Source organism: Corynebacterium sp. SA-MJD20WY100, assembly GCF_039822565.1.
GTDB classification, from domain to species: domain Bacteria; phylum Actinomycetota; class Actinomycetes; order Mycobacteriales; family Mycobacteriaceae; genus Corynebacterium; species Corynebacterium phoceense_A.
Genome location: NZ_JBCJKS010000006.1, coordinates 133119 through 149519 on the forward strand (window position 1 = coordinate 133119; position 16401 = coordinate 149519).

The following is a 16401-nucleotide window of genomic DNA, read 5'->3' on the forward strand; positions in this document are numbered from 1 at the left end:
CTCAATTGAAAGGCAGGGATCATGAAGCTGATCCTCACCGCTGCCGTTGAGAACCTCGGCGCCGCAGGCGATATTGTTGAGGTTAAGGACGGCTACGGACGTAACTACCTGCTTCCGCGCGGTCTGGCCATCGTTGCCACCCGTGGTGCTGAGAAGCAGATCGAGGGCATCAAGCGCGCCCAGGAAGCTCGCGCAATCCGCGACCTGGACCACGCACGCGAGATTCGCACCCAGCTCGAGCAGCTCACCGACATCAAGGTGCCGGTGAAGACCTCGGAGAAGGGCAAGCTCTTCGGTTCCGTGTCCGCAGAGGACATCGTTGCCGCGGTCGAAACCGCCGGTGGCCCCAAGCTGGATAAGCGCATTGTTGTGCTTCCCAAGGGCCTCGTTAAGAAGACTGGCAACTACCAGGTCGAGCTCAAGCTGCACGCTGACGTTCTCGGCAAGGTGAACTTCTCGGTCGTCGCTGCCTAATTTTGGCGCACGACGGTCTACGCTCGTGTAGCGTCTAGACCCAAAGACAACAGCACGCCGCAGCGCCCCGCGCCGCGGGCTGGCCATCATGTGAGGTGATGGCTTCCCGCATTGCGCACGGGGCGCTGTGGCATTTTTCCTGTCCGTGGCCGCTCGCCGCTGAAATTGTGGATAACTCGCGCGACCTGTGGATAACTTGTTGTCATTTACCAAATTTTTACGTTCCGGCCATGGCTCCTTTTCCGCAGGTGAAGGCACTTATCCACCGATCTAGTGAGGATTTTCACAACCACAATACATGGTCCTGACCTGCACAAACGATCGTCGCAGGTCAGAGCCGGTGGGAGTTATCCACAGGCCTGACCACGGGAAATGCATCTTCTTCTGTTAACCACCTCGGGTTTCTACAGGCTTCTGTGGATAACTGTGCAATTTGTGCCCAGGGGGTAGACGAGACTAGACGTTCTGGGCGTGTCAGGACGCTGAACTAGAGTAGGGATGCAGACGGATGAAAGAGGGGACACCTGGTGACTACGCCAAGTTTTGATGACGACACTTACGCGCCGCCGGAAGAGGATTTTGGGCCCATGGAGCCCGCGCCGCCGGAGGAGGAACCGCGCCGCTTCGGCCGCGGCACCGGCCGCCGTGGCAAGCACACGAACGACGGCGATTATGCCGCGTACGGTAACTTCCGCCAGCCGCCGGCTGACCGCGAGGCGGAGCAGGGCGTCCTGGGTGCCATGTTGCTGAGCCCGGCCACGGCGTCTGAGGTCTCGGAGATCGTCACGGAGGACGACTTCTACTACCCGGCGCACGCCATCATCTTCAAGCACATCATGGCGTTGTTCGCCGACGGCAAGGAAATCGATGCCGTCGTGCTCAGCGGCCGCCTCGACCGCTACGGTGAGCTCGAGCGCGCCGGTGGTGCCCCGTATTTGCACACTCTGCTGGCTTCGGTGCCTACCGCAGCCAATGCACGCTACTACGCGGAAATCGTCGCGGAGAAGGCCGTCCTCCGTCGCCTCATCGACGCCGGCACGCGCGTGGTCCAGCTGGGCTACGAGGCCCAGGAGGACGCGGAGCTCGAAGCTGTCATTAACGATGCGCAGCAAGCCGTCTTCAACGTCTCGCAGCGCAAGAAGTCCGAAGACTACAAGCCGCTGAGCGAGCTCATCGTGCCCACCATCGATGAGCTCGTACAGCTGCAGGAACATGGCGGCGTCGAGCTCGGCGTTCCCACAGGCTTCGTCGACCTGGATAAGCTCACCAACGGTCTCCATGCTGGCCAGATGGTCATCGTCGCCGCTCGTCCGGGTGTGGGTAAGTCAACGCTGGCCATGGACTTCATGCGCTCGTGTTCTCTCCACCACGGCAAGACCTCCGTCATCTTCTCTCTCGAGATGTCCGCGAACGAGATCCTTATGCGTTTGCTCTCCGCGGAGTCTGAGGTCAAGCTTGCGGATATGCGTGCCGGCCGCATTTCGCCGGAAGACTGGTCCAAGCTCGAGGAGACCATCACGCGCATCGACAACGCGCCGATGTACATCGATGACTCACCGAACCTCACCATGATGGAGATCCGCACCAAGGCACGCAAGATCAAGCAGCAGCATGGCCTCGACATGATCGTCCTCGACTACATGCAGCTGATGAGCTCAGGCAAGAAGGTTGAGTCGCGTCAGCAAGAGGTCTCGGAGTTCTCCCGTAGCCTCAAGCTGCTCGCCAAGGAGCTCGAGGTTCCGCTCATCGCCATCTCGCAGCTGAACCGTGGTCCTGAGGCCCGTACGGACAAGAAGCCGCAGCTCGCTGACCTCCGTGAGTCAGGTTCGCTGGAGCAAGACGCCGATATGGTTATGTTGCTCTACCGCCCGGACTCCCAGGATCGCGATAACGAGCGTGCCGGCGAGGCCGACATCATCCTGGCTAAGCACCGCGGCGGCCCCATCGATACCGTGACGGTCGCGCACCAGCTGCATTACTCGAAGTTCGTCAACATGGCCCGCGGCTAGCCCACACCGAAAGGCCACCATGCGCTGCAGGCACTTCAGCGCTGTTGTCCATGACGCCCGCCTGCCCGACGGCACTGTGGTCAATAATCCTTTGCGGGTGTTGACGCATCCCACGGCATTGAAGTCGTGTTTACCGTCCGGCAGCTCGCGATGAGCGACGCGGACTTCGGGCGCGACTGCGCGTCGGTGGAGCAGGACCTTGTCCGATTGAAAGCGATCCTCGAAGGCTAGACCTTCCGAATCTCAGATTCGAAAAACACCGTGAGCCCCAACCCGAAGGTTGGGGCTCACGGCGACTCTTTCTCTCTTAGGAGGGGTCCCTTAGGCGGTGTCTCACGCCGCCACCCCGGAACCTGGGGCTCTCTCTATCTCTCTCAAAGGTATGCGCCTCTCAAACGCATGAACTCAGTATGGGACACGAGGCTGGCGGGAGCCCTACACGCAGCTACGCGTTACCTGGCAATTCCTGGGAAGTAGCTGAAGACACCGAAACATCCTTCACCTTGTCCGGATCGCCGAGCCGTGGTCCGAGGGCGGCGAGGACCACGAACACCGCGGTCGCGAGGATGCCCAGCCAGATCCACAGGCGGTGGAACCGTGGCCCGCACCAGGAGGCGAAGGCGGCGCCGGCGAATGCGCCGAGGGTGTTGAACATGAGGTCGTCGATGTCGCTGCGGCCGAGACCACAGGCGTATTGGAGCGTTTCCACCGTGAGCGAGAGGCAGAAGCCCCACGCGGTGACGGGCCCGATGCGGCGCAGCAGAATGAAGAGCAGGACGCCCAGCGGGACGAAGAGCGCGAAGTTGCCGCCATAGCCGAAGACGGGACCGAACCACGAGGTGCCGTCGAGCTCTGCCAAGGGACGGAGACGAATCTCGCGGGCCACCTGATTCTCGGGCAGCCACAGGTAGCCGATCTGGAAGAAGGCCTTGAGCAGGGTGAGGGCAACGATAACCCCCACGTAGCCGCCGAGAGCGAGGACCAGCGTGGGGGTTAGACGGGAAGAGTGCATGCCCGCGATTGTAGAGCAGATTTAGGAAAGCGCCTTGCCGCGTTGCTCAGGGAGAGCGAAAGCGGCGAGCGCCGCCAGAGCGAAGGCGGCCGCGAAAAGCGCGAAGAGCCAGCCGGAGCCCGCGCCGGCGAGGATGAGCGGGACGAGGAGCGGCGCGATGATGGAGGCGAGGCGGCCAAAGCCAGCGGCGGCACCCGTGCCTGCGCCACGCAGGTGCGTGGGGTAGAGCTCCGGGCCCACGGCGTAGAGCGCGCCCCACGCGCCGAGGTTGAAGAAGGAGAGCAGGCAGCCGGCGACGAGGATGAGCCATTCCGTATGCGCGAATCCGTAGAGACCCGCGGCGCAGGCGGAGCCCACGAGGAAGGCGGCGAGCGTCACGCGTCGGCCCCAGACCTCAATGAGCCAGGCGGCCATCGCGTAGCCCGGCAGCTGCGCCAGCGTGATGATGAGAGTGAACGAGAAGGATTTCACGAGTGAGAAGCCGTCCGCTACGAGCAGCGACGGAATCCACACGAAGGCGCCGTAGTAGCTGAGGTTGACGCAGAACCAGACCGTCCAGAGTGCTGCGGTGCGCCCGCGCAGGGACGGTGACCAAATGGAGCGGGAGGTGACGTCGTCTTCGGCGAAGGTGGGAGTGGAGGGGGCATCGGCAAGCTCTGCGTCGGTGGGGACGGCGGCCTCGAAGGAGGCGACGATTTCCTCGGCCTCCTCGTGCCGGCCGCGGGACTCGAGAAAGCGCACGGACTCCGGAAGGTGGAGGCGCACGTAGAGGGCGTAGAACGCCGGCACCATGCCCAGCGCGAGGGCCCAGCGCCAGCCGGAGTCATGCGCGCCGACCACGAAGGTGCCGATGACGGCGGCAAGGATCCAGCCCACGGCCCAGAAGGCCTCGAGGAGGACGACCATGCGGCCGCGGACCTTGACCGGAGAGAACTCGGAGATGAGCGTCGAGGCGACGGGGAGCTCTGCGCCCAGGCCCAGGCCGATGAGGAAGCGGAGGACGAGCAGCATGACCAGGCCCGTGGACAGCGCGGAGGCGCCGGTGGCGAGACCGTAGACGAGCAGCGTGAGGGCGAAGACGTGGCGGCGGCCGAACTTATCGGCAAGCAGCCCGCCGAAGGTCGCGCCGATGGCCATGCCAATGAAGCCGATGGAGGCGAGCCACGAGGACTCGGTGGGCGTGATGCCCCAGTGGACGGCGAGGGCGGCCATGATGAAGGAAATGAGGCCGACATCCATGGCGTCGAGCGCCCAGCCAATACCGGAGCCGATGAGGAGTTTTTTGTGCTTGCCCGTGACCGGCAGGCGATCGAGGCGTTCGTTGCGAGATAAAGGAAGAGAATTCTGTCGAAGAATTGGCATGCACAAAGATTAGGCCCCCGGAATCGGGGGCGCTAGATTCTGTGCAAATTCTTAATCGATAGAGCGGAAATTCTTCAGTCGCAGGGAGTTGCTCACCACGAAGACCGAGCTCAAGGCCATGGCGATACCCGCGAAGAGGGGATTGAGCAGCCCCACGGCCGCGACCGGAATGAGGACCACGTTGTAGGCGAAGGCCCAGAAGAGGTTGCCCTTGATGATCTTGAGGGTGCGGCGGGACAGCCTGATGGCGTCCACGGCGGAGCGGAGGTCGTCGTTCATCAGCGTGATATCGGAGGCCTCAATGGCGACGTCCGTGCCGGTGCCCATGGCGATACCGAGATCCGCCTGGGCGAGCGCGGCCGCGTCGTTGACGCCGTCGCCGACCATGGCCACGGTCTTGCCCTCCTCCTGGAGGCGCTGGATGGTCGCTACCTTGTCTTCTGGCATGACGCCGGCGGTGACGGAGTCGATGCCGACTTCGCGTGCCACCGCCCGCGCAGCGTGCTCGTTGTCGCCCGTGAGCAGGTGCGGGGTGAGCCCGAGCTCCTTGAAATGGGAGATCGCGATCTTCGAGGTCGGCTTGACGATGTCGCGGACCTCGATGGTGCCCTTGACGGCGCCGTCCACGGTGACGGCGACGAGCGTGCCGGTGCCCTCGTAGTCGGTGCCTGCTGGCGGGCGGCTGACGAGGACGCGCTGGCCGTTCACGGTGCCTTCGACGCCTTGGCCGGGAACCGAGGCAAAGTCAGTGGCCTCCGGTGCGTCCGGGGCGGCGGCGACGATGGCCTTGGCAATGGGGTGCTCGGAGCCGCGCTCCACGGCGGCGGCGAGATCGAGGACGTCGCCCTCGATGTGGGAGACAGTCATCTTGCCCTCGGTCACGGTGCCCGTCTTATCGAGCACGATGGTGTCGACCTCGCGGGTGGACTCGAGAATCTCCGGGCCCTTGATGAGGATGCCCATCTGAGCGCCGCGGCCGGAACCGACGAGGATGGCGGTCGGCGTAGCCAGGCCCATGGCGCACGGGCAGGCGATGATGAGGACCGCGACCGCCGCGATGAAGGCCGGGGCGACGCCCCCAAAGAAGAGGTGGACGATGAGCGTGAGGACAGCGATGCCGATGACAACGGGGACGAAGACCTGTGCGATCTTGTCTACGAGGCGCTGGATGGGGGCCTTGGAGGCCTGGGCGTCCTTGACCATCGTGGCCATCTGCGCAAGCACGGTGTCCGAGCCGACCTTCGTGGCGCGGACCTCGAGGCGGCCCGAGGCATTGACGGTGGCGCCGGTAACGCGAGAGCCCTCGGACACCTCAACCGGCAGGGATTCGCCGGTGAGCATGGACTCGTCTACGGCGGAGTTACCAGCGGAGACGATGCCGTCCGTGGCGATCTTCTCGCCCGGGCGAACGATGAAGGTATCACCGACCTGGAGTTCCTTGATGGGCACACGCACCTCGACGCCGTCACGCAGCACCGACGCGTCCTTCGCACCCATGTTGAGCAGGGAGCGCAGTGCCTCCGAAGACCGCCCCTTGGCGCGGAACTCGAACCAGCGGCCGAGCAGCAGGAAGGAGATGACCATGCCCACGGATTCGAGGTAGATGTGGTCCATCTCCGCGTCGTTGGACAACAGCGTCATGTGCATCTTCATGCCGGGCATGCCGGCGTTGCCAAAAAAGAGTGCGTAGAGGGACCAGGAGTAGGCGGCCGTGGTGCCCATGGTGATGAGCGTGTCCATGGTGAACGAGCCGTGCTTGAGGTTCGTCCACGTCGCCCTGTGGAAAGGTGCGCCGCCGAAGATGTAGACGATGGTCGCGAGAATGGCCGCGGCCCACTGCCAGTAGGTGAACTGGAGAGCCGGGATCATGGACACGAGCATGACTGGCAGCGAGAGCGCGCCGGAGATGAGCGTGCGGCGGAGCAGATCGTCCGTCTGCGCGTCGCGGGCGGACTCGCCCTCATCGTCGGCGCTCTCCGGCTCGTCATCCTCGCTCATGGAAAACGCTCCATAGCCAGCGTTCTCGACGACCTTGATGAGGTCCTCGACGCTCGTGGTGGTGGGGTCGTAGGTCACGGAGGCTTCTTCCGTGGCGAAGTTGACGGTGGCCTCCACGCCGTCGACTTTGTTGAGCTTGCGCTCCACGCGGGACGAGCACGACGTGCACGTCATGCCGGTCACCCCGAGATCAATGTGGTGTAGCGCGGTGGGAGTGGTCACCGTGGAACTCCTTCCTTCTTTCACGTGTGTGCGCGCTTTCACGCCGCGCGCCGGGCTGCCTTGAGGCTAAGGCTTAGACCAGCTCGTAGCCGGCTTCCTTGACGGCGGCGGCGACCTGTTCGTCGGTGAAGCCCTCACCCTCGACGGTGACGGCGCCGGTGGCGTGGTCAGCGGTGACAGCGGTGACGCCGGTGATCTCGCCGACCTCCTCCTTCACGGACATCTCGCAGTGGCCGCAGGTCATGCCCTTGACGGTGTAGTTCTTCATGATGTGTCTCCTTCGTACGGGGCTGTCGTGCTTACGCTGTCCAGCGTATACCCCCTAGGGGTATCTTACAAGGATAAATATCCGTGGGAATAACTCACGAACGTGTACGGTTGATAGGAAAGAGCGAAGCAAAATTAGCCGATTAATAAAAGGAGTTACCGCAATGGCAACTGTCGACGTCACCGAAAAGGACTTTGAATCCACCGTTAGCGCCGAGGGCATTGTCCTCGTTGACGCCTGGGCCGATTGGTGCGGTCCGTGCAAGCGCTTCGCCCCGGTCTACGACGCAGCGTCGGAGAAGCACGAGAACATCACGTTCGCGAAGCTCGATACCGAGGCTAACCAGGGTCTGTCCGCAGCCCTGCAGATCCAGTCCATCCCCACGCTCATGGCGTTTCGCGATGGCGTGATGGTCTTCCGTCAGGCAGGCGCCCTGCCGCCGGCCGCGCTCGAGGATCTCATCGGTCAGGTCGAGGGTCTCGACATGGACGAGGTCCGCAAGCAGGTGGCTGCTCAGCAGGCGCAGCAGTCCTAAATCCTGCGCACGTCGGCGCTTTCCCACGTATCATCGTGGGAAAGCGCCTTTTTTAATGAAACTATAAGGAGTACGAAACAATGGCTAACCCGATGAGCAAGGGCTGGAAGTACCTCATGTCTTCTTTCGATCAGAAGATCGATGAGAACGCAGACCCGAAGGTCCAGATTCAGCAGGCGGTCGAGGGTGCCAAGAAGCAGCACGCGGAGATTACCCAGCACGCCAGCGAGATTATCGGCAACCAGTCGCGCCTTGAGATGCAGATGAACCGCCTGGTCGAGACCGTGAAGAAGTACCAGGAGCAGACGCAGCGCGCGCTCGAGCTTGCCGATGCCGCCTCGGCCAAGGGTGATTCCACCGCAGCCACCGAATATAACCAGGCTGCAGAGGTTGTTGCCGCGCAGCTCGTCGCCGCCGAGCAGGAGCTCGAGGGTATGAAGACTCAGTACCAGGCGGCAACGCAGGCCGCGGAGCAGGCGAAGCGGCAGCAGAAGGAATCTGAAGCGCGTCTGCGTGAGCAGCTCTCCCAGGTGGATCAACTCATGGCGCAGGCCGATCAGGCCGCCATGCAGGAGTCCAACGCGAAGGTCCTCGACTCCATGAACGAGCTGTCCCCGGATGATTCGACGCCCACGCTTGACTCTGTCCGCGCCAAGATCGAGAAGCGCTACACGGACGCCCTCGGCGCCCAGGAGCTCATGCAGGGCACAGGGAACGTCAATATCCAGGACTTCTCCAAGGCGGACACCGAGCTCAAGGCCAGCTCCCGCCTCGCCGAGATCCGCGCCGACATGGCGAAGAAGAAGGAACTCGACGCTGCTCCGGACGTCGACGCCGAGAAGTAGTGACGTACGCGTTACCCCCAGTTCCCCGTGAACTGGGGGTTTGTTTTACTTGTCGCGGTTGAGGAGCACGCCGCGGATGCCGGAGTGGAAGCCGTCGCGCAAGTTCACGCGCTGGGTCTCGGTGAGCGTGTACTCGTGGAGTGTGTCGCACGCGAACTGGAGGAGCGGGCGGTCGATCTCGGGCGGCAGACCGCCGCCGGAGAGAAGGTGCGCTTGGTCGCGCTGCTCGGTGGTCGCGGCGTTGTCGAACCACCAGCTGGCGTATTGCTGGCCCACGTCGAACGGCGTCTGGAAGCCGGCGGAGGTCCAGACCTCCTCCGGCAGTGGCACGTAACGGGAGCGCAGCTTGCGGCGCGGCGCCATCATGGATGGCTTCGGCGGGCCGGACGGGCCCGGCTTCGCAGGCTTCTCTTCGGCGGGAGTCTCAGGCTCCGGGGAGTCGGAAGCGGACTCCGCAGACGTGGTGGACCCGGCGGGCGTGGGGGTGGGGACACCGGTAGGCGCGGCCTGCTTGAAGTGCTCGGGCTGTTCCGTCGTGCGGTGCTCAGGCTGGTGTTCCGCCATACCATGCGGCGTGGAGGAGAATGCGGCCTCGACCTCGGAGGGTTCGCCACAGACGTCGGGGCTGGGCACTGCCGGCTCCTCGGTGTTCTCCGGTTGGTCTTCTGCGCTGTGTGCCTGTTCCGCGTCCGGCTGGTGGCGGATGACCGGCGGCAGCGGGCCTTCGAGGACCTGGATTTCCATGGCATCCGCGAAGTCCTCGCGCGGGTCCAAAATCGTGGTCGTATCGCAGGAGTGGCGCAGGTTGGAGGACATGGAGTCCCAGCCAAAACCGTAGAGGTGCACGCGAATGCCCGCGAGCACGGCCTCCTCGACGCCCGGAATCATGTCCGCGTCGCCGGAGACAAGCACAAAGTCCGTGACTTGTTGCTTCATGGCGGCGACGATCATGTCTGCGACGAGACGCGTGTCCACGCCCTTCTGCGTGCGGCGGTCGCCCCACTCGATGAGCTGGCCTGTGCGCAGCTGCACGCCGTCACAGGTGCGCAGCGCGCGCTGGTAGCGGTGTGGGCCGGTATCCGGGATGCCGTCATACCAATACTGACGCTGAATCTTTTGGTCCAGCTGGTTTTCGATCATGGTGCCCATGGTGTTGACGACCTCGGGAAGGTCAATCTCTAACTGGGCGCGGGCACCCGTCTCCCAGGCATTATAAAAACTTGCTAATAAATAAGAGGTGTCGACGAAAACTAACGTTCTCTCAAGCATTGTTACGGTCCTAAATCTTCATTGCTAACTTGTTTCCCTCCAGTGTGCCCCAAAACGGCAAAAACTGCGATAAACCTTGACGAAGTCCCAGGTGACTAATATGGTTAGTTACACAAGTAACTAACCAACTAAGGATGCCCATGGACAACTCCACCCAACCGTTGTTCCGGCAAATTGCCGCGCTCATCGAAGATTCCATCATCGATGGCGCACTCGCGGAAGGTGCGCAAGCCCCGTCGACGAACGAGCTCGCCGCGTTCCACAACATCAACCCCGCGACCGCCAGGAAAGGAATTACCTTGCTTGTCGAACTCGGAATTCTCGAAAAGCACCGCGGCATCGGCATGTTCGTCGCGGACGGCGCGACTGAGCGCATCCGCGAGCGCCGCCGCAGCGACTTTGCTGCCGAATACGTCGCACCACTCGTTGACGAGGCTGCCCGCCTCGGCTACACGCGGGGCCAACTCCAGGAACTCGTTCACCGCGTCGCAGAAAGTCGAGGCCTCTACTCATGATCACCGCCCGCACTCTCTCCAAGTCCTTCGGAAGCACGAAGGTCTTCGAAGGACTCAACTTCGATATCCACGACGGCCAGCTCCATGCCCTGGTGGGCCGCAACGGCTGCGGCAAGACGACGCTGCTCTCCCTCCTTGCTGGACAGAAGCGCTACGAAGGCGAGCTTTCACACAACCCGTATAACAATCGCGCGGTCATGGACACCATCGTGTTTACCGGCGTGGACACCGCCTACCCCAACTGGCGGCTTCACGACATCCTCACCGCTGCTGGACAGCGCTACCCGTACTGGTCGCTGCGCGATGACCTCCTGGACGCGTTCGACCTCGACCTTCACACGAGTTACGCCGCCGCCTCGCGCGGTCAGCGTTCCATGCTCGCCATTGTCGTGGCGCTTTCCGCCAACGCGGAGCTCACTCTTCTCGATGAGCCCTACTTGGGTCTCGACGATACGAACCGCACGATCTTTTACGACAACCTTCCGCATGACCGCACGATGGTCGTCGCGACCCATGCTCTCGAGGAATCCGCTCAGCACTTCGACCGCTTCCTCCTCATGGGCGAGGGCATGCAGGACTACTCAGCCGCCGAGCTTGACGATGCCTTCGTGGTCGCCCCCGGCTCTCCCGATCTCGCCCCACACGCCGTGCACACCGAGGAGATCGCCGGTCAGTCCCGCATGGTCGTGCCGCGCGGCGTCGCTGACGGCACGCCTCTGCCGCTGGCCGACGCGGTCCGCATTCTGGGAGGCCAGCGATGATCTTCAAGTACCAGTTCACCAATGGCGGCTGGGTCGCGGCCCTCGTGAGCGTGGCGCTCCTTGGCTTGGCGTTGCTCTTAGGGAGCGTTGTCGCGGTATGGCCGGTCGCCTTCTTCGGCGTCACCGCCGTGGCGCTACCACTTGCCTATTTCTTTCTCCCGCGCCGCAGTGCCGATGCTTTCGGCATGACAACCGGCGAATGGATCCGCACCAACGTCACGCCGCTCGTGGTCTTCCTTGCCATTGGGCTCGGTGCGCAGGCTTTCCTCCTTCCCGCGCGATGGCTCGTCTTTGAAGCACTTGCACTTCTTGCCTTCTGGGTGTGGTTGTTCTTCCGCAACCGCGGTGAATCCCGCCGTTTCGCGAAGGGAAGTCTGCGTTTCCATGGCTGGTGGCTCCTGCTAGCCAGCGCCGCGGTTGCTATCCCGCTACTTGCAGTGGCGCAGCCCTTCCTCGGCCCCACGTGGGGTCCGGCCTTCTGGGCCTTCTTCCCATTCATCTTGGGGATGATCGCGCAGATGCCGTGGACTGAGCTTACGCCTTCCGGCCTTCAGGCCTTCGGGTATCCACGCACCGAGTGGGTGCGCCGCCAGCTCATTCTTGCCGCGCTGAGCCTTGTCATCTTCGCGGGCATCGCCGTGGTTTTCCAGTTTGGCTGGGTCTACCCCTTTGCCGCCACCTGCGTGCTGCTTTTGGTCGCACTCCCCGGCCTGGGCACCGGTTTCGCAACCTTCGGCATGCTCATGTTCTCCGGTCACCTGCGTGACGGCGACTCGCTGAAATGGCAGCTCATTACCTTCGTCATCCTCGCCGTCGTCACCGCCTACGTCGTGTTCTACCGTCCCTTGCGCGATGAAAGTCCAGCCCCGTCCGTTCGTTTCTCCCCACGCCTGCACAGATCCGAGGTTTAAATACGCATGATTGTCACTACTCACCACGCCGCGAAGTCCTTCAAGAAGAAGCAGGTCCTCCGTGACGTCGAGTTACAGCTCGAGGAACATCGCATCTACGGTCTTGTCGGCCGCAATGGCACAGGCAAGTCCACGCTGCTTTCACTGCTCGCCGGCCAGGCGCGCTACGACGGGGACATCACCGTCTTCGGCCAGGACCCCTTTGACAACCAGGCCGTCATGGATGACATCGTCTTCACCGGCGTTGACACCCCGTACCCCGCGAACTGGAGCTTCAAGGCCATCCTCGATGTCGCCTCCAAGCGCTACCCGCATTGGGACCAGGCGACGGCGGACCACCTGCTCGAGGCCTTTGACCTGGACGTGAAGACGTCCCACAGCAAGGCCTCACGCGGCCAGCGCTCCATGCTCGCCATCGTCATCGCACTAGCCGCCCGCGCGCCGCTCACACTCCTCGACGAGCCCTACCTCGGCCTCGACGTGCAGAACCGCGACCTGTTCTACCGCGAACTTGTCGCCGCCCAGGAGGCGAACCCGCGCACCATCGTCATTGCGTCCCACGATCTTGAGGCCTCCGCCAAGCTCGTGGACTGCTACCTCGTTCTGCGCGACGGCGTCATCAGGACGCTCGAGTCGGAGCGGCTTGATGATGCCCTCGTCTCGCTCACCGTCGCCAACCCCGTTCCACCCGAGCTTGTCCGTGCCGCCCTCGCCACCGAGTCGCTCGGCTCCAGCACCCGCGTCGTCGTACGCCGCGGCGTCGCTGATGGCTCCCCGGTCGCCCTCGAGGCCGCCGTGGCACTCGCGATGGGAGGCAGCGATGTCTAAAGGACTTGTGTCTGTCGTCTTTCGGCACTGGACGGCTTCTAAACGGCGCTTGCTAGGGGTGCTTTTAATGTGCGCGCCGCTCGTCGTGTTCAAGACGGTCATTGGTGATCTTTCGTGGGTATCCATGATTTTCTTCCCCCTCGTGCCGATCGGCATTGGCTCGACCCTTCACGTGCCGTATGGCACGCTCAAGGCCTTCGGCTATCGTCGGGCCGACTTCGTGCGAATCAACGTGCCTATTGTGCTCATTGCCGCTGCAATGACTTTCGCTCTTACGGTAGGCGAGTTGCCGTGGGTTGTGACGGTGCTACTTACTACGCTCGTCGCAGCTACTTTGGGGTTGACTCTTCACCAGCAGGTCAAGGAGGATCGTTCCCGCGACCACGAGCCTGTAGTGGAAAAGAATCCTGGGGAAGGGCAGTGGCATATGATGCTCTTTATCGTCGCGCTATTCGGCGTCTTCCTGTGGGGTTGGAAGGCTCTACGTCCAGAAATTGCTCCGGACATGTGGGGCTCTCTCGTCGTGGCTGTTCCGGTGGTAGCCGGTTCCGTCGGTTCCAATCTCATGACCGGCACACAGCTCGCGGAATGGCAAGCCTTTGGCAAGACGCGCCGGGCTTGGCGTAATAGGACGCTGGCGAACGGGGGCATCGGCATGCTCGGTGTCGCGCTATTCACGCTAGTGCTGGAACCCTCCCTCGTAGCTATCAACGTCGGGACTTTCTGTTTTACCTACGCGCTGATGAATACGACTGTGGGCGCCATCATTGCAATTATCGTTCCCATGACAGTTGGTGGGTTTATGAGAGGAATTGAGCCGGACGCTGTCTATCTACTGATCTCAGGTGGGGTCTTGTTCCTGATAGCTGCGGTCATGCTGTGGCTTTACCCGAAGTACGCCAATACTCAGAAGCGAGTGGAGCTTAGACGATGATTACTGCGACCAACCTGCAGATGAAGAACACGCCAGCGCTCAACTTTGAGCTCGCGCCGGGACTGACACACGGGCTCGTAGGCGCTAACGGCGTAGGTAAGACGACGCTCCTGCGCATGATGGCCGGCCAGTTTCCGTCCAGAGGCCTGCGCGTCTTTGGCGAGGATCCCTTCGACAACCAACGCGTCATGGACCGGACGATCCTCATGGGCATTGACAACCCGCTGTTTGACGGCTGGAACGTGAAGAAGCTGTTCCGGATTGGCCAGGCGCGTTGGAAGACGTGGAACCAAGACCGCGCCGACGAACTGGTCGACGCCTTCGCGCTTCCGGTGCAGAACTACTCTTCGCTCTCGCGCGGACAAAAATCCGCGATGGGTTTCATCTTCGCGGTGGCCTCGGGCTGTGAGCTCATGGTGCTCGACGAGCCCTATCTGGGGCTCGACGTGAAACGTCGGCAGATCTTCTTTGACATCATGCGTGAGGAACAAGGGACGCGGACCATCGTGGTTTCGACCCATCATCTTTCGGAGATTGAGGGCTACCTCGACACCATTCTCTTACTTGCCGATGAACCGCTCTCTGGCCCCATCGACGAGATCGTCGATTCCATCATCGCCGTCTCCGGGCCCGCCCCTCAGATCGACCGCGCGCTGGGCAGGCTTCAACTGCCCGTGCTTGCACGAGAGTCCTCAACCCTGGCCGACCGCGCGATTGTCGACGCACGTCCCAAGTTTGCACAGTGCGTCTTCGACCAGGCCAAGGACCTAGGGCTGCGGGCACAGGAAGTCGCGCTTGAGGAAGCCGTGCTGGCATTAGGGGAGGCGTGATGCGACTGTTCTTTTCAGTCCTCGAGACGTATACATTTGTCGTCTACAGCATCATGTTGTTGCTGTGGGGCATCCTCGCGCCTGTCCAGGGTCCGGTAACGGGTGGTCTGCTGGCCTTCCTCGTGGTGGTTGTGGTCCTATCGACCACGGTGAACAAGACGAAAGCCACGGCGCTGGGGCTCTCGCGAAAAGTGCAGACGCGCTACAACCTAGGGCTCGCCGCGTACTACGTCGTGCTCGGAGGTGCAGTTTCGGTGGCTCGCCAGTGGTGGTGGCTGACCGCTGCGGTTGTCGTCGCGTGGAGCATTCGTGCGGTGGTTACCCTTCGTCAGACCCCGCAGGATGCTGCGTCATCAGATGCGGAGGTGCGTGATTTCGAGGAACGCATTTCCGGAGAGGGGAATACCTCCTTCGGGCGGTTGCCCGTAACCCCAGCGGCGCAGCTTGTCTTCCGCCCACTGCTACGCGCATGGATGTGGGTTGTCGCTGGATATGTCGCCGTAGCACTGATCATATGGGCTGCCGTTGCATGGTGGGACGTCGCCGTCACGTATCTCAATATCGTCTTTGTCATGGTGACGATGTGGACACTGGGTGCGCTCATGGACAGCTACCGCACGTCCTTCAGGGAGTTTCTCACGTTAGGTGGAACGCGCCGGGTGTGGGTGCGCGCGGTCGCCTTGCTCAGCGTTGTGTGGGCAATTGCTGGTGTTGCTATGGAAGTCGCTGTGTGGGCTACGCAGGGAATTCTTACTGGACTCCTGTTTGGCATCAGTGTGTTGATCCCTGTGCTCGGTGTGAGCTGGGAGCTGGTATCTCGACGGACCATTCTGTGGACCGCTGGACTTGGGGTAACGGTCCTTCTCTTTCTCATTCTGGCGCTCACGGAGGTACTCCCTCCATGGTCGTTCGCGGTCTCTGCCGTCGTTGTTTATTTCCTGTGGGTAGCGCTGCTTCCGCTCTATGCACGCACCGCCAATCCGTATCGCGGTGGAATGCTTGAATGGCTAGGAATTAGCTAGTCGCAAAAGCTGGTGTGTGCTGGGGATTTGTGTGTTTTTAGATCGCTGTGTATCTTTATCTAAGTCAGCGCGACCGACAACGCCCCACAAACACTTGATGGTGTTTGGCTGAAGTGGCGGGAGGAAAACAAGCGATTGACAATCTACCTTCCTTTTGGATTGCGAAACTTTGTTTCGTTGTTTGAGGGTGTGGTGATGATGTTTGAGAACTCAATAGTGTGCCAATGTACTTTTATTTTTGTCTGTTTCAGATGGTGTGAGTGCTGTTTATGCTGGCCCCTTTTAGATGGAGGGGTTGGTTGGTGTGTGCCGGGTGGCGTTGTTCGAAACACGCGTCACTGTAAACTTTTAAGTTTGTTTATCGGTGCATATGTAAACGGTTATCGCATTTGTTTGTGATGGTGTGCTGGCCCCTTTTTTGCCCCGTCGGGTGTGGGGGTCAGTGTTGTTTATTTTATGTAATTTTTGGATATGCCAGGTCATTGCCTTATTCGTTGTTTAACGAAGGGTTGTGGCGTTGGTTTGTTCTTTTTGCTTTGGTATTGGGCTTTTCACGGCCTTTAAGCCTTTATCGGATTTTTTCTGATTGGTTTTTGTGGAGAGTTT

General features: G+C 61.7%; 16 protein-coding genes. 11 read left to right on the forward strand and 5 right to left on the reverse strand.

Annotated elements, in window-relative coordinates; translation table 11 throughout:
* Nucleotides 1–21: 21 nt before the first annotated feature.
* Both rplI and dnaB read left to right on the forward strand, forming a co-directional pair.
* Entirely contained in the window at nucleotides 22–474 is a 453-nt protein-coding gene (gene rplI, locus ABJ196_RS05220; protein ID WP_066492566.1) for a 50S ribosomal protein L9, read from the forward strand.
* Between the two features lie 527 nt (nucleotides 475–1001).
* The gene (gene dnaB, locus ABJ196_RS05225) at nucleotides 1002–2483 is read left to right on the forward strand and encodes a replicative DNA helicase (RefSeq protein WP_257069150.1); all 1482 of its coding nucleotides are present in this window, start codon (nucleotides 1002–1004) and stop codon (nucleotides 2481–2483) included.
* A 445-nt stretch (nucleotides 2484–2928) separates the two neighbouring features.
* Here dnaB and ABJ196_RS05230 read toward each other — a convergent pair whose 3' ends face one another.
* The 4 genes from ABJ196_RS05230 to ABJ196_RS05245 all read right to left on the reverse strand — a co-directional run bounded on the left by ABJ196_RS05230 (nucleotide 2929) and on the right by ABJ196_RS05245 (nucleotide 7345).
* Entirely contained in the window at nucleotides 2929–3495 is a 567-nt protein-coding gene (locus tag ABJ196_RS05230; RefSeq protein ID WP_347305520.1) for a VanZ family protein, read from the reverse strand.
* Between the two features lie 21 nt (nucleotides 3496–3516).
* Entirely contained in the window at nucleotides 3517–4857 is a 1341-nt protein-coding gene (locus ABJ196_RS05235) for an MFS transporter (protein ID WP_066492854.1), read from the reverse strand.
* 51 nt (nucleotides 4858–4908) lie between these two features.
* Nucleotides 4909–7029, reverse strand: a complete 2121-nt coding sequence (locus tag ABJ196_RS05240; RefSeq protein WP_347305535.1) for a heavy metal translocating P-type ATPase — start codon at nucleotides 7027–7029, stop codon at nucleotides 4909–4911.
* A 121-nt stretch (nucleotides 7030–7150) separates the two neighbouring features.
* Nucleotides 7151–7345 (reverse strand): heavy-metal-associated domain-containing protein, encoded by a 195-nt coding sequence (locus ABJ196_RS05245; protein ID WP_347305521.1) that lies wholly within the window; start codon nucleotides 7343–7345, stop codon nucleotides 7151–7153.
* Between the two features lie 133 nt (nucleotides 7346–7478).
* On the opposite strand from ABJ196_RS05245, the gene trxA reads away from it, so the two are divergent.
* A complete protein-coding gene (gene trxA / locus ABJ196_RS05250) occupies nucleotides 7479–7880 on the forward strand; it encodes a thioredoxin (protein WP_347305536.1) in 402 nt (133 codons plus the stop codon).
* A gap of 80 nt (nucleotides 7881–7960) precedes the next feature.
* The gene (locus ABJ196_RS05255; RefSeq protein ID WP_347305522.1) at nucleotides 7961–8725 is read left to right on the forward strand and encodes a PspA/IM30 family protein; all 765 of its coding nucleotides are present in this window, start codon (nucleotides 7961–7963) and stop codon (nucleotides 8723–8725) included.
* 45 nt (nucleotides 8726–8770) lie between these two features.
* Here the strand turns inward: ABJ196_RS05255 and ABJ196_RS05260 are convergent, their stop codons facing one another.
* Nucleotides 8771–9994 carry an NYN domain-containing protein gene (locus ABJ196_RS05260; RefSeq protein ID WP_347305523.1) on the reverse strand — a complete coding sequence of 408 codons (1224 nt, stop codon included), beginning with the start codon at nucleotides 9992–9994 and terminating at the stop codon, nucleotides 8771–8773.
* Between the two features lie 140 nt (nucleotides 9995–10134).
* On the opposite strand from ABJ196_RS05260, the gene ABJ196_RS05265 reads away from it, so the two are divergent.
* The 7 genes from ABJ196_RS05265 to ABJ196_RS05295 are packed head-to-tail and all read left to right on the forward strand — an operon-like array spanning nucleotide 10135 to nucleotide 15795.
* Nucleotides 10135–10509 carry a GntR family transcriptional regulator gene (locus ABJ196_RS05265; protein ID WP_347305524.1) on the forward strand — a complete coding sequence of 125 codons (375 nt, stop codon included), beginning with the start codon at nucleotides 10135–10137 and terminating at the stop codon, nucleotides 10507–10509.
* Nucleotides 10506–11270 carry an ATP-binding cassette domain-containing protein gene (locus tag ABJ196_RS05270; RefSeq protein WP_347305525.1) on the forward strand — a complete coding sequence of 255 codons (765 nt, stop codon included), beginning with the start codon at nucleotides 10506–10508 and terminating at the stop codon, nucleotides 11268–11270. The genes ABJ196_RS05265 and ABJ196_RS05270 overlap by 4 nt, the downstream gene beginning before the upstream one ends.
* Nucleotides 11267–12181, forward strand: a complete 915-nt coding sequence (locus ABJ196_RS05275) for a hypothetical protein (protein ID WP_347305526.1) — start codon at nucleotides 11267–11269, stop codon at nucleotides 12179–12181. Before ABJ196_RS05270 ends, ABJ196_RS05275 begins: the two co-directional genes overlap by 4 nt.
* A gap of 6 nt (nucleotides 12182–12187) precedes the next feature.
* Nucleotides 12188–13009 (forward strand): ABC transporter ATP-binding protein, encoded by an 822-nt coding sequence (locus ABJ196_RS05280; RefSeq protein ID WP_347305527.1) that lies wholly within the window; start codon nucleotides 12188–12190, stop codon nucleotides 13007–13009.
* A complete protein-coding gene (locus ABJ196_RS05285; protein ID WP_347305528.1) occupies nucleotides 13002–13943 on the forward strand; it encodes a hypothetical protein in 942 nt (313 codons plus the stop codon). Before ABJ196_RS05280 ends, ABJ196_RS05285 begins: the two co-directional genes overlap by 8 nt.
* A complete protein-coding gene (locus ABJ196_RS05290) occupies nucleotides 13940–14773 on the forward strand; it encodes an AAA family ATPase (protein WP_347305529.1) in 834 nt (277 codons plus the stop codon). Before ABJ196_RS05285 ends, ABJ196_RS05290 begins: the two co-directional genes overlap by 4 nt.
* Complete coding sequence (locus tag ABJ196_RS05295) at nucleotides 14773–15795, forward strand: hypothetical protein (RefSeq protein ID WP_347305530.1); 1023 nt, start codon at nucleotides 14773–14775, stop codon at nucleotides 15793–15795. Before ABJ196_RS05290 ends, ABJ196_RS05295 begins: the two co-directional genes overlap by 1 nt.
* The last annotated feature ends 606 nt before the right edge of the window (nucleotides 15796–16401 follow it).

Excerpts from the sequence above, each read along its gene's own strand:
- rplI (WP_066492566.1), top strand. The coding sequence starts at position 22 with ATGAAGCTGATCCTCACCGCTGCCGTTGAGAACCTCGGCGCCGCAGGC.
- ABJ196_RS05230 (WP_347305520.1), bottom strand. The coding sequence starts at position 3,495 with ATGCACTCTTCCCGTCTAACCCCCACGCTGGTCCTCGCTCTCGGCGGC.
- ABJ196_RS05235 (WP_066492854.1), bottom strand. The coding sequence starts at position 4,857 with ATGCCAATTCTTCGACAGAATTCTCTTCCTTTATCTCGCAACGAACGC.
- ABJ196_RS05240 (WP_347305535.1), bottom strand. The coding sequence starts at position 7,029 with ATGACGTGCACGTCGTGCTCGTCCCGCGTGGAGCGCAAGCTCAACAAA.
- ABJ196_RS05245 (WP_347305521.1), bottom strand. The coding sequence starts at position 7,345 with ATGAAGAACTACACCGTCAAGGGCATGACCTGCGGCCACTGCGAGATG.
- ABJ196_RS05255 (WP_347305522.1), top strand. The coding sequence starts at position 7,961 with ATGGCTAACCCGATGAGCAAGGGCTGGAAGTACCTCATGTCTTCTTTC.
- ABJ196_RS05260 (WP_347305523.1), bottom strand. The coding sequence starts at position 9,994 with ATGCTTGAGAGAACGTTAGTTTTCGTCGACACCTCTTATTTATTAGCA.
- ABJ196_RS05265 (WP_347305524.1), top strand. The coding sequence starts at position 10,135 with ATGGACAACTCCACCCAACCGTTGTTCCGGCAAATTGCCGCGCTCATC.
- ABJ196_RS05270 (WP_347305525.1), top strand. The coding sequence starts at position 10,506 with ATGATCACCGCCCGCACTCTCTCCAAGTCCTTCGGAAGCACGAAGGTC.
- ABJ196_RS05275 (WP_347305526.1), top strand. The coding sequence starts at position 11,267 with ATGATCTTCAAGTACCAGTTCACCAATGGCGGCTGGGTCGCGGCCCTC.
- ABJ196_RS05280 (WP_347305527.1), top strand. The coding sequence starts at position 12,188 with ATGATTGTCACTACTCACCACGCCGCGAAGTCCTTCAAGAAGAAGCAG.
- ABJ196_RS05285 (WP_347305528.1), top strand. The coding sequence starts at position 13,002 with ATGTCTAAAGGACTTGTGTCTGTCGTCTTTCGGCACTGGACGGCTTCT.
- ABJ196_RS05290 (WP_347305529.1), top strand. The coding sequence starts at position 13,940 with ATGATTACTGCGACCAACCTGCAGATGAAGAACACGCCAGCGCTCAAC.
- ABJ196_RS05295 (WP_347305530.1), top strand. The coding sequence starts at position 14,773 with ATGCGACTGTTCTTTTCAGTCCTCGAGACGTATACATTTGTCGTCTAC.